The following is a 12,675-nucleotide window of genomic DNA, read 5'->3' as shown; positions in this document are numbered from 1 at the left end:
CTTACAAAAAGGTTATTAAAACGTAATCAAATCGAAAAATGAAAAAAAACGGAATCTTAATTATTATTTTGGGTTGCTTGGCTATGAGTTTAAATGCACAAGAAGAACAAACCTATTGGGATAATGGCAATGTAAAAACTACAATTATTCTTGATGATAATGGTGAGAAAACAGGAACTTATAAAACCTTTTATGAAAATGGAGAACTTAAAGAATATGGATCTTATGAAAATGGAAAAAAAATAGGAACTTGGAAGGAGTATTATTATGATGGTACAACTAAGAAAGTGACAAGGTATTATAGTGGGATAATATATAGAAATGAAATATATTATGATAATGGTAGACTTATGGTTTCAGGAGGATTTGATGATAATGGAAAAAAGGATGGTCCTTGGAAACAACAATATGACAATTGGCAGGAAAAACTAGAAGGTAATTATTCACATGGAAAAAAGCATGGTCAATGGAATTACTATACTGAATCTGGGCAATTATTTAAGATTGAAAACTATAAGGAAGATGTCAGAATAAGCAAATGGGAAAACAATGATGAAAATAGTAATACAGTTGTAAGAGAAGATGCGGTTATTGATGCTTCTAATCAGATTGAACAGACTGAAGAGGAAGAAATAATAGAATATGTTGAAGTAGAAGAAGGTGCTATTGAGACGGTTGCTGAAGCCGCAGGTGATGCTGTTGAAGCTGCAAGTGATGCTACAGTAGAAAGTGTAAATTATTATAGAAATAATCGAAATGGTGAATGGAAATTTTATAATGAGAGTGGTAACGTTATTGAAATAGGTAATTATTTAAATGATAGGAAATATGGAAAATGGACTTCTTATTATGATAATGGCCAAATAAAAAGGGTCCAATTATGGAAAGCAGGTAAAATTGTTGAAGTAATATCCTACTTTGATGAAAATGGAAAAACCTTGGATAAAGGAACATTGAAAGCGGGTAAAGGAACCATAAAAGAATATGATGCTAATAATAAATTAGTTTCAACCATAGAATTTGTTAATGGTGAAGAAATTGACTGGAATGATGCATTTGAACTTAATAATATGGCTTGGGATATCTATGAGAATGAAACAGATGCAGCTATACTACAAAAAGGAATTAAGATGGTTAAGCGTTCTATAGAGCTAGATAAAGATTATTTTAATACGGATACCTATGCTGCCTTATTATTTAAAACTGGCAATTATAAGCAAGCTTTAATTTTGGCAAAAGAAGCCATTAGAATTGCCAAAAAAAATGATGACACCTATAGTTCTACAACAGAACTTATTGAACAAATACATAAGAAAATGAAAAAATAATTCATGAGATCAGACGCTTACATAAAAACCACTTTTAGTGGTTTTTTTTGTTCTTGTAATCATGTAAATATAAATTAACCCAACAAATAAACATTGATAATTTGGTTAGAAATAGATTACGTCTACTTTTGATAAATAATAAGTATTACCTTATGAATGGCAGTAGCTTATTAAAATAAGAATAATCTTAATAATTATGGGCATATTATTAAAAGTAACAATAGTTATGCTAGTTATGGGGACATGGATGCAGATACTAGGTATTGGTTCTGGAATTCTTTTTGTTTATTATTTAGTTGTATACCTTATAATCTTTTTTACCAAAGAGGTGTCAAATAAAATAGTAAAATATAGTATCTTTTTTTTGTATTTGCACCATTAATATGGGCTATTATTGATGGACAAGTAATTGTCAACAGTTATGTTAGTGATTCATTAAAAGATTTTCGTTATCAGATTTAAATGTAAATACATTTTTTATATCATATTACATTAAACTATTTCTAGTTATTAAAACCTATAAAAATGAAAGAAACACTTATTCTATTTCTTATTGGTATTACCTTAAATTGTTTCGCCCAAAAAGATACGTTGTCTTATTTTAAAAAGGATGACAATGGTAAATATGCCTTGCTTAGTAACGATGGAAAAGAGTTAACCAACTATAACTATGCTTATGTTTCAGATTTTGAATATGGCATTGCTCATGTAGCAGAAATAAGAATTGAAGAAGATGATTATAGTTATCTATTAAATCAAGGGTATATCAATACCAAAGGAGAAGAAATTGTCAAACCCATTTATGATGAAGCTCAAATGTGGGAAGAACAAAAACTGTTCAGACTAAAAAAAGATGAGCAATGGGAAGTTTATGACTTTAATGGTGTTAAAATTACAACTACAAAATATGATGAGCTTGGCAGATTGGATGATAAAAATGGATTGATTAAAGTTGAAAAGAACGAATTTTACGGTTATATAAATCGTAAAGGAGAATCAATTATTCCTTGTGAATATATAGATCTGTCTAGTTTTAGCAAGGGTTTAGCTTATGGATATAAGCAACCATTAACTCATAATACTATTAAAAATAAACGCCATAGTATGCACGGTGTAATTGATAGTTTGGGTAACATAGTGGTTCCAATGATATACGACGAAGTGCTTGCTTATAAAAATGGACTTTTTAGAGTAAAAAAAGAGGATAAGTATGGATTTGTTGATTACTACGGAAAAGTGATAATACCAATTGAATATTCTTATGCCCAACATACGGCCTCAAGCAATGGTTTGTTTTTAGTAGAAAAGAGTTGGAATCAAGATGAATACTTTATCAATTTAGAAAATAAAAAAGTATTTACGCCTGTTGGTTATGATGAGGTCCATCCATTTTTAGGAAATAGAGCAATCGTGAAAATTAAAAATAAATATGGATTTATAAATGGAACCGGAGTACTTGTAATTCCATTACATTATGATGGTGTTACTGGTTTTGAAAACGGATTAGCTAGGGTAGAAGTGAAAGATAAAATCGGATTTATAAACGCAAATGGGGAAATTGTTATCCCTATAATTTATGATGAAGCAGATACTTATTATTTTAGTAATACATATGTGAAAATGAAACTAAATGATAAGCCTTACTTTTTTGATTCTAAAGGTAATGAGGTAACCGAAAAAGAATACAATACGATGCAGAATTAGCCTATCAATTATTTTTTAAAATAAATTGAAACTTATTATCCTTCAAAAAGAGATAGTACCCAATCAAGAATAAGAATGATTATGTAAAGATACATTATCTTAAAAACTCTGAAAACATTATTTATTTTTAGGTGATTAGTTGCCAAAAGAAGGTATCCTATTGTTTTCCTTTAGTAAAAATTTAGTCTGATTTTATCGTAAATTTGTTATTAAATTATCATTCTATGATACGAGTTACAATACCGCAGTTATGCATTTTTTTACCGAAGTAAGGATTCAATACTTTTTCTTCTTTGCTTCACCAATAGGCTCCTTTTTCATCATTTGCCTTGGTCAGAATTGATGATACACTTTTTGATTAAGACCAAATGATTCAACGGCTCTTATTAAGTGTGACGATAATTGTTCAAAATTACTTCTTTGCTCTTTTGTTTCTGTTTACGGGCTATTGAATTTATAGAGACTGTTGATTTTAAACAATTTCATTTCCATTCCATTCTTTGCAATCTCACGGCATTTAATATTGCTAACAAAGCCACTCCAACATCTGCGAATACTGCTTCCCACATTGTAGCCAGTCCACCTGCCCCTAATATTAAAACAACTATCTTAACACCAAATGCAAGTATTATATTTTGCCACACGATTTTTCGAGTGGAGCGACTTATTTTAATGGCTTTTACTACTTTTGATGGTTGGTCTGTCTGAATAATCACATCTGCGGTTTCTATGGCAACATCGCTTCCTAGACCTCCCATTGCAATGCCAACATCACTAGCTGCTAAAACTGGTGCGTCATTAATACCATCTCCGATAAAGGCTATCTTATTTTTTTGATTTCGTTTTAAAGATTCCACTTCATTTAGTTTGTCTTCTGGTAACAAACCTCCTTTGGCTTTTTGAATATTTAATTCGGATGCTACTTTTTGTGTAATAGAATCTTTATCTCCAGAAAGCATTATAATATTGGTAATACCAACTTTATGTAGATTGATAATAGTTTCTTTTACATCTTCTTTTAATTCATCTGCAATAACCACATAGCCAGCAAATGTAGAATCAATTGCTACTAAAACAATTGATTCTACAATTGTTTCTGTTTCCGCTAAAATTTCTATAGTATTAGCCGTCATTAAGGCTTCGTTACCGACCAGTACGCCTTTACCATTTACTGTTCCTTTTAAACCTTTTCCCGCTATTTCTGATACTTCGGTCGCTTCAAAATCTTCTCCTTCAGCTTTGTATTCCAAGATTGCTTTGGCAATAGGATGTGTAGATTGCTCTTCCATGGCCATGAGGTATTTCATAAACTCTTTTTCATCCCAACCAATCGCTTTAATCTCTTTGATTTTAAATACACCTTTAGTAACGGTTCCCGTTTTATCCATAACTAGGGTATTTATTTTGGTCATTGCATCTAGAAAAGAAGCTCCTTTAAATAGAATACCATTTTTTGAAGCTGCCCCCAATCCACCAAAGTAGCCCAAGGGTATAGATATTACTAAGGCACAAGGACAAGAAATAACCAAGAAAATCAATGCTCGATACAACCAATCTTTAAATTCATAATCTTCTACAAAAAAGTAAGGTATTAAGGTAACACCAATCGCCAAGAATACAACAATAGGTGTGTAAATACGTGCAAATTTCCTAATAAACAATTCTGTTTTTGATTTTCGTGCAGTGGCATTTTGCACCATATCTAGAATTCGGGCAATAGAACTGTCCTTAAACTCCTTGGTCGTTTCAATTTCTATGACTCCATCCAAATTAATACTTCCCGCAAAAACTTCTTCACCTTTTGCAATGGTATCTGGTTTACTTTCGCCTGTTAAGGCAGCTGTATTGAATGAGCCTTTTTTAGAAAGTAAAATACCATCCAATGGGATTTTTTCTCCAACTCGTACTTGTACTTTTTCGCCAATCTCAACCGTTTCTGGATTTACAGAAATATAATTACTGTTGCGATATACCAAAGCTTCATTCGGCCTCACATCTAGCAATGCTTTGATGTTTGACTTTGCTTGGTTGACTGCGGCGTTTTGAAATAACTCTCCAACAGCATAGAATAACATTACAGCAACACCTTCGGGATATTCGCCTATGGCAAATGCACCTATTGTGGCAATGGACATTAAGAGAAATTCCGTAAAAAAATGGCCATTTTTTATACTTTTCCAACCTTCGTTTATTACTGGAAAACCTACGGGAAGATATGCTACTACATACCAAATAATACGCACCCAATCTTTAAAAAATGATACATCAAAGAAATCCATAGCTATTCCAATAATCAAGATTACAAAACTGAAAATGGCAGGCAAATAGGTTTTAAATTTGAAAACTTCCTCTGGACTGCTATGATTATGACCATCATCGTGACTATGTTCTTTTTCAGAACTGGTTTTTAAATCTCTTAAATTGATTTTCTTTTTTCTCATTATTCTATAACATTAGTTACATTACCGCAGTTATGCATTACTTTACCGAAGTAAGGATTCAATACTTTTTCTTCTTTACTTAACCAATACGAACCTTTATTATTATCTGCCATTGGGCAGAATTGTCGATACACTTTTTCGTTAACGCCAAATGATTCAACAGCACTTATTAAGTGTAAAGATAATTGTTCAAAATGACTTCTTTGCTTATTGATTTCTGTTTCAGAGGCAATGGAATTCGCTACCGTCTTAATTTCACTTTCTAACTTCATCCAATCACTATGGGAATTTTTATCAGATAACAATTTCATGTTAATATCCCCCAAGCTATTAACAACAGTCGTGGCTGCTTCTTTTGCCTTTTTAGAGTCATCATTGACCAATGCATCTTTTAGATTTATGTAGTTTTCATAAACACTTTTTAATTGTTCTTGGAATTTTATAGACACTTTAATTCGTTCATTCATTTCAGAATGGTCAGTTTTTTTATCGGTGTTTGAAGTTTCTTTTCCTATATGCCCTTCATGTCCACTAGTTATTTTTCCACCTTCTTTATTCATCATTGACTTTTTACCCTTTAATTGTGCTGCGGCATCAATTGTAAAAGTTCCATTGGTGACTATTTCTTCACCATTCTCCAATCCACTTAACACTTCATAGTTATCTCCTATTGAAATGCCTAATTTTATTTCTCTCATTTCAAAAATGGGTTGGTTAGGATTTGTTTTTACATAAACAACCGATCGTTCTCCAGTCCATAAAACAGCTGTGGATGGAATATTTAAAATTTCCTTTTTTGAGGAAGTAGTTCCCTCAACTTTACCTTCAACAAACATTCCTGGTTTAAAGGCATTATTTGTATTATTTAGTACGACTCTTAATTTTATGGTTCTTGTTTTTGTATTTAATATAGGGTCTATGAATGAAACTATACCTTTGAATTTCTTATCGGAATGGGCATTCGTTATTATGGTTACTTCTTGTCCTTTTTTGAATAAAGAAATCTGATTTTCATAGACATCGAAATTTGCCCATACTGTATTGAGATTGGCTATTTTTAATAGTGGTTGTCCTTGTTTTATAGATTCTCCTTGCTCAACCAACTTTTCTGATACCGTACCTGAAACAGTCGCATAAACAGGAAAATTTTCTAAAACTTTACCTGATGTTTCAATGTTGTTGATTTGACTTTCAGAAAGTTTCCAGAGTTTCAATTTATTTCTTACAGCTTTATACAAAGCAGGTTGAGATTCTTTTAAAGAAGATGCTGTCAACAACTCTTGTTGAGCAGCATATAATTCAGGCGAATAAATGGTGGCCAATAATTGCCCTTTACGAATTTCTTCTCCAGTAAAACTCACATTCAACCGTTCAATCCTTCCTGAAAAGTAGCTTACTTGGACTGCGTTAGATTCTTCATTTTCAACAATTTTCCCAGATAATTTTATAGTATTATCGTTCACTTTACCATTGCCAACAATGGAAGTCTGAACATTAGCCAAGGCCATTGCGTTTTCAGTGAGCTTAAATTGGTCTGCCAGCAGACCATCCGCACCACTTTCGGCAGGAATTAATTCCATGCCACAAATCGGGCAATCGCCTGGTTCTGATTTCATAATTTGTGGGTGCATTGAACAGGTCCACATTTGATTGGCTTCTGCTACTTCGTTATGATTATGCTCCGTTTCCTTATTGGACGAATTACCAAAAATGACCCATCCCAATAGTAGCCCTGTGACCAATATCCCGATATAAATTGCATATTTTTTCATTCTATTTATTGTTTTCTAATCGTTTTATCATTGCTTTCATTTCCTCAATTTCTTTTCGTTGAGCTTTAATTATGTTCTCTGCCAATTGTTTCACTTCTGGGTCTTGTATATCTGCTCTTTCACTTGTTAAGATGGCAATTGAATGATGAGGAATCATTGCTTTCATCCAAAAGATATCTCCTACAATGGGGCTTTGTGCTCTGACCAAACCTAATGCACCAACAAACAATACAAAACTTCCAACAAGAATAGCTAGGTTCTTCTTTTTGTTTTTATACATTTTCAGCATAAAGAGCAGCATTATCACTGCCATTGCTGAAATTCCTAAACAGGTCATATAAAATCGAGTTAAACTAAAATACACATGGTCTATTGAATAAGTATTTAAGTACATTGTCATATACATTGCTATAAATGAACCACCCAACATAAAAAAGAATGTGGTGTAATTTGTATTTGATTTTTGTTTTGAATTTTCCATTCGAATTTGATTTAGTAGTTAAACATTAATTGTTCTTAATCGTAACGCATTCGCTATGACAGAAACTGAGCTAAAACTCATTGCTAAAGCCGCAATCATCGGTGATAATAAGATTCCAAAAAACGGAAATAAAACTCCTGCTGCAATAGGTATGCCTATTGTATTATATATAAGTGCAAAAAACAGATTTTGCTTTATGTTTTTCATAACGGCGTGACTTAAATTTCTGGCCTTAACGATTCCATGTAAATCGCCTTTAACCAAGGTGATCATTGCACTTTCAATAGCCACATCTGTACCCGTGCCCATGGCAATACCAACATCACTTTTTGCCAAGGCTGGTGCATCATTAATACCATCACCCGCCATAGCAACTATTTTACCTTCTTTTTGCAATTGCTCTACCACTTTAAGTTTGTCTTCAGGTAGCATACTTGCTTTAAAATCGGTAAGGTTGAGTGCTGTTGCTACAGCTTGTGCTGTATCGTGATTGTCGCCTGTAAGCATAATTACTGCAATATCTCTTCCTTGAAGGTCCGCAATTGACTTTGCACTAGTTTTTTTTATTTTATCACCTATGACTACATAACCAACAACTATCTTATCTATCGATAAATAAGAAACCGTTTTTCCCTGTTTTTGATAAGTTTCAGCTTCTGCTTTCATTTTTGAGGTTATCTCTGCGTTGGCATATTCCATCATTTTAGGATTACCTAATGCTACTTTTTTATCTTTAATAGTGGCTTCAACACCTTTACCAGTTACTGCACTAAACCCATCTGATTTAAAACCAGAAGCTTCAGGACTAGTATTTTGCTCTTTACCATATTTAACGGTAGCCTCTGCTAATGGGTGTTCACTATTACTATTTAATGACACTATATATTGAAGTATTTCAGTTTCACTCAAATTGTTATTGAACGCACCTATTTTTTCAACGGTCGGTTTTCCTTCGGTAATTGTTCCTGTTTTATCAATGATTAATGTATCTACTTTGTCGAGTCTTTCAAGAGCTTCAGCATTTTTAATCAATACGCCGTTTTGAGCTCCTTTACCCACACCAACCATTACGGACATTGGAGTCGCCAATCCTAATGCACAGGGACATGCAATTATTAATACGGCAATGGCATTTACAAACGCATAAACATAAACAGGTTCTGGTCCCCAAATAGCCCAGACAGTAAAAGTTAATAAAGAAATTATTACCACAACCGGCACGAAGTATCCAGACACCTTATCTGCTAAATTTTGAATGGGTGCACGACTTCGACTCGCATTATTAACCATTTGAATAATCTGAGAAAGTAAGGTGTCACTGCCTACTCTTTCCGCTTGCATTAAAAAAGATTGGTTACCGTTAATTGTTCCACTATTTACTTTATCACCTTCTGATTTATTTACCGGAATAGGTTCGCCAGAAATCATAGACTCGTCAATAGTAGTATTTCCTTCAGTTATTACACCATCCACAGGAATTTTGTCTCCAGGTTTTACTTTCAGAATATCACTTAATTTTATGGCGTCAATGCTTACTTCAATTTCTTCTCCATCAACTATTTTTGATGCTTTGTTAGGTGCTAATTTTAGTAACTCTTTTACCGCTGAATTGGTTTTGCTATGTGCTCTTGCTTCCAAAAGTTGTCCTAAAAGAACCAGAGTTAGAATGACGGTAGCTGCTTCAAAATACACATGTACCGCACCAGATTCCGTTTTGAATTGACTCGGAAAAAGATCTGGAAAAAGCATACCAAACACACTAAATAACCAAGCCACTCCTGCACCAATACCAATGAGTGTGAACATATTGAGGTTCCACGTTTTTATACTTTTATAGGCACGTTCAAAAAACATCCATGTAGCATAAAAAACAACTGGGATAGAGAATCCAAACTGAATCCAATTCCAATATTTTTGCTCCATTATATCATATAACGGATTGTTCGTAAGCATTTCACTCATTGCCATTAAAAAAATTGGCAATGTAAATACCACTGCAATCTTAAACTTTTTTAATAGTTTATGATAGGTTTTTTCTTCTGCCGATTGGTCGGGTTGCATAGGTACTAAATCCATTCCGCAGATAGGGCATGAGCCCGCTTCATCTTTTACAATTTCTGGATGCATTGGGCAGGTCCATTGCTCTGTTATTGTCGCTGATAGATTTTGTTCTTCCACTAAATCCATTCCACAGACAGGGCAGTCGCCTGCTTTGTCATAGGTTTTTTCGCCTTCGCAATGCATGGGGCAATAAAACGTTCCTGTACCCTTTCCTTTTGGTAATACATCTTTTTCTTCATTCATGTGATGTTGTTCCCCTAACTTATGGATACTATAACTACCTCCATCATTTTTTAAAGCCTTTTGAAATTTTTCAATCGGAATATGTGATTCCATTTCAATAGTTGCTTCTGCCTTTTCTAAATTAACGGCAGCTTTTGAAACTCCTATTACTTTTGAAAGTGTTTCTTCAACGTGACTACGACAACCGTTGCACGTCATTCCATGTATGTGATAAGTATGTTTCATTTTGTTTTAAGTTTTAATATAATAATAGAGTCAAACTATGGTTTTACCATTTACTTTATAGTTTTTCAATGGTTTCTGTAACCTTTCCACATTTAAGCATCTTTTTACCATAATATGGATTTTGTATTTCATTATTATTAGATAGCCAATATCCTCCAGTATTATCAAATGCCATTGGGCAAAATTGTTTATATATTTTTCCAGATGACAATGCCTCTTTTAAGAGCGGTTCTATTTGAGCAGTTACATCGGAAAATGCTTTTCGTTGGGTTTCGATATCATCAGAATCCGCAATCATTGAAACCGCAGTTTTCAATGCAGCATTATCTGTATTTTCAATTAAAATCTTCGCACCAGAATGTGCTTCGGCAGCATTTGAATTTACCAAGGCAGTCTTAATATGAATATAATGCTGATATACTGATGCCGTTTTTTCATCGTTAAAGTTTGCTTTTACACTTTGCTCTGTGTCATGGTTCATTTCAGAGTGCATCGTATCAGCTGAGTTTTCCTTTTTATTGTCTTTACAAGATATTACTGTTAGGCATACAAAAACCATCACCATAATTGGTATTGTTAATTTTACTTTTTTACTCACAACATTTTTATTGTTGTTTCTGAGTTCGTGATTTTTCTTCGAAAAGTTCATTTTATTTGATTTAAGTTTATGATTTGTTATTTATCCTTTTTTTTAAAGCCTTATAATTTTTCAATTACATTTTCCAGCATCGAAGTTATTTCATTGGCTACAGCGTTCAATTTTTCATTTTTTACGGCCTGCATTGATACCATTGGGTTTATTGCGGCTACCTCAATAACTCCTTCTTCAATTTCCTGTACAATAACATTGCAGGGCAACATGGTTCCAATTTTATCTTCTGCTTGCAACGCTTTATGTGCATAGGGAGGGTTACAAGCTCCGAGAATCCTATACTTTCTAAAGTTTACATCCAGTTTTTTCTTTAAGGTTTCTTTTATATCAATTTCTGTGAGTATACCAAAACCTTCATCTTTCAATCCTTTAGTAACTTTATCGATAACGTCTTCAAAAGTACCTTTGATTGTTTTGTTAAAATAGTAGTTCATAATTTTTTAATTTTTAGAATTAATAATTTGATTTTTACTTAAGTAAGTTTGATTTTTACAATTTCTTTAACTTGTTTAAAAAATGTTTTAACCCGTTAAATAATTAATTATCGTTGATTGCACATAATAGGTTTTAACAGATTCAATCTGGTTCATTTCAAACTTCAATTGCAATTCCTGAATGTCTAGTACGTCATTAAAATCAATCGTTCCTGTTTCATAACTTCTAATTAATATTTCTTCGGCATCATTAGCTTGTTTCAAATTCTTCGTTTGCGTTTTGTAACTGATTCTTGCAGAAATTCTATCGTTCACGGCTTTATCCAAAACGGTTTCCAGTTTGTTCAATCGTTCCTGTTTTTGTGAAGTTATTTCCTGCTGTTGTAATTCGTTTTGTTTGGTTTGAGATTTATACTTTTTGTTAAAGATTGGTATTGATACCGACACCATTGGCATTACTATATCTTTTCCGTTATCGCTAAAATCCATATTTGGTCTTTTGTCAACATTCACATAATCCAACCCAAAACCAATCATAGGAAGGCTTTCCTTCTGATTTAATAGCTCGGACTGCTCAAACGATTGGTAGAGTTTGTCATATTTAATCAATTCGGGATGTAGGGATAAATTTTCTGTATTGATTAAGTCGGTTTCAGATGGAATAGTTAGTTCTTCAACCACATTCACTACAATATCTTTATCACGGTTCAACAATTTATTGAGTGCTGTTTGCTCCCCTAAATATTGTTGTACCAATACTTCTTTAAGTTGTTCTAACTCATTTTGACGCATTTGTAATCGCAATACGTCTACTGCTGACGCTTTGCCTACTTCAACAGAAGTCAAAGCCAACGTTTCGTAAGTTTCGAGCAATTCAATATTTTGCATCAACACTTTTTGCTTTGCCCTATTAGCATACAAATTGTAATAGGATTGCGAAACAGAGGCGACTAATTTTCTTTTAGCAATTACAATATCCTCATATTTAGCATCGGCCAAAGAGCTTACATAATTTCCCCTTGCCGTAATTGAGCCAAACCAAGGCATCATTTGTTTGGCAGACACTTTGAAACGTTGTGCACCTGTTCTCGTTTCTGGCTCACTAACAAAATAACCAACGGAAAATTCAGCATTTGGAATCGCGTTAACTTCATTTATTTTTTCAGAAGCAATGCCATATTGCAATTCGAATTTTTGGATTTCAGGACTGTTTTTTAATGCGTCATCAATAAGTAATTCCAACTGTTGTGCATTTCCTTTAAGAACAAAGAATATAGAACAAAGTAGAAATACTGATTTCAGAACGATTTGCATATTATAGTTTTTCATTGTCA

General features: G+C 33.1%; 9 protein-coding genes. 2 read left to right on the top strand and 7 right to left on the bottom strand.

The window, feature by feature from the left end:
* Nucleotides 1-38 precede the first annotated feature (38 nt).
* The gene (locus JBL43_RS13285) at nt 39-1,328 is read left to right on the top strand and encodes a toxin-antitoxin system YwqK family antitoxin (RefSeq protein WP_198841902.1); all 1,290 of its coding nucleotides are present in this window, start codon (nt 39-41) and stop codon (nt 1,326-1,328) included.
* Nucleotides 1,329-1,853: 525 nt separating this feature from the next.
* Nucleotides 1,854-3,032: a WG repeat-containing protein gene (locus JBL43_RS13280; protein WP_198841901.1), complete on the top strand. Its 1,179-nt coding sequence runs from the start codon at nt 1,854-1,856 to the stop codon at nt 3,030-3,032.
* A gap of 482 nt (nt 3,033-3,514) precedes the next feature.
* Here the strand turns inward: JBL43_RS13280 and JBL43_RS13270 are convergent, their stop codons facing one another.
* The 7 genes from JBL43_RS13270 to JBL43_RS13240 form a co-directional block, all read right to left on the bottom strand.
* On the bottom strand, nt 3,515-5,473 hold the full coding sequence (locus tag JBL43_RS13270) for a heavy metal translocating P-type ATPase (protein WP_198841900.1): 1,959 nt from the start codon (nt 5,471-5,473) through the stop codon (nt 3,515-3,517).
* Nucleotides 5,473-7,245: an efflux RND transporter periplasmic adaptor subunit gene (locus JBL43_RS13265; protein ID WP_198841899.1), complete on the bottom strand. Its 1,773-nt coding sequence runs from the start codon at nt 7,243-7,245 to the stop codon at nt 5,473-5,475. Before JBL43_RS13265 ends, JBL43_RS13270 begins: the two co-directional genes overlap by 1 nt.
* A 1-nt stretch (nt 7,246) precedes the next feature.
* Nucleotides 7,247-7,726, bottom strand: a complete 480-nt coding sequence (locus JBL43_RS13260) for a DUF305 domain-containing protein (protein WP_198841898.1) — start codon at nt 7,724-7,726, stop codon at nt 7,247-7,249.
* Between the two features lie 18 nt (nt 7,727-7,744).
* The gene (locus JBL43_RS13255; protein ID WP_198841897.1) at nt 7,745-10,255 is read right to left on the bottom strand and encodes a heavy metal translocating P-type ATPase; all 2,511 of its coding nucleotides are present in this window, start codon (nt 10,253-10,255) and stop codon (nt 7,745-7,747) included.
* Nucleotides 10,256-10,310: 55 nt separating this feature from the next.
* The gene (locus JBL43_RS13250; RefSeq protein WP_198841896.1) at nt 10,311-10,904 is read right to left on the bottom strand and encodes a DUF3347 domain-containing protein; all 594 of its coding nucleotides are present in this window, start codon (nt 10,902-10,904) and stop codon (nt 10,311-10,313) included.
* 50 nt (nt 10,905-10,954) lie between these two features.
* Entirely contained in the window at nt 10,955-11,341 is a 387-nt protein-coding gene (locus JBL43_RS13245; RefSeq protein ID WP_198841895.1) for a DUF302 domain-containing protein, read from the bottom strand.
* A gap of 87 nt (nt 11,342-11,428) precedes the next feature.
* Nucleotides 11,429-12,670 (bottom strand): TolC family protein, encoded by a 1,242-nt coding sequence (locus JBL43_RS13240; RefSeq protein WP_198841894.1) that lies wholly within the window; start codon nt 12,668-12,670, stop codon nt 11,429-11,431.
* Nucleotides 12,671-12,675 lie beyond the last annotated feature (5 nt).

This window comes from Aureibaculum flavum (assembly GCF_016406085.1).
GTDB lineage: Bacteria > Bacteroidota > Bacteroidia > Flavobacteriales > Flavobacteriaceae > Aureibaculum > Aureibaculum flavum.
The sequence above is the reverse complement of the archived record's forward strand: the minus strand, read 5'-3'. Positions and strand labels throughout refer to the sequence as shown.

Bases quoted from the DNA above. Each gene is read 5' to 3' on its own strand.
- JBL43_RS13265 (WP_198841899.1), bottom strand. From the start codon at position 7,245: ATGAAAAAATATGCAATTTATATCGGGATATTGGTCACAGGGCTACTA.
- JBL43_RS13280 (WP_198841901.1), top strand. From the start codon at position 1,854: ATGAAAGAAACACTTATTCTATTTCTTATTGGTATTACCTTAAATTGT.
- JBL43_RS13245 (WP_198841895.1), bottom strand. From the start codon at position 11,341: ATGAACTACTATTTTAACAAAACAATCAAAGGTACTTTTGAAGACGTT.
- JBL43_RS13285 (WP_198841902.1), top strand. From the start codon at position 39: ATGAAAAAAAACGGAATCTTAATTATTATTTTGGGTTGCTTGGCTATG.
- JBL43_RS13250 (WP_198841896.1), bottom strand. From the start codon at position 10,904: ATGAACTTTTCGAAGAAAAATCACGAACTCAGAAACAACAATAAAAAT.
- JBL43_RS13240 (WP_198841894.1), bottom strand. From the start codon at position 12,670: ATGAAAAACTATAATATGCAAATCGTTCTGAAATCAGTATTTCTACTT.
- JBL43_RS13270 (WP_198841900.1), bottom strand. From the start codon at position 5,473: ATGAGAAAAAAGAAAATCAATTTAAGAGATTTAAAAACCAGTTCTGAA.
- JBL43_RS13255 (WP_198841897.1), bottom strand. From the start codon at position 10,255: ATGAAACATACTTATCACATACATGGAATGACGTGCAACGGTTGTCGT.
- JBL43_RS13260 (WP_198841898.1), bottom strand. From the start codon at position 7,726: ATGGAAAATTCAAAACAAAAATCAAATACAAATTACACCACATTCTTT.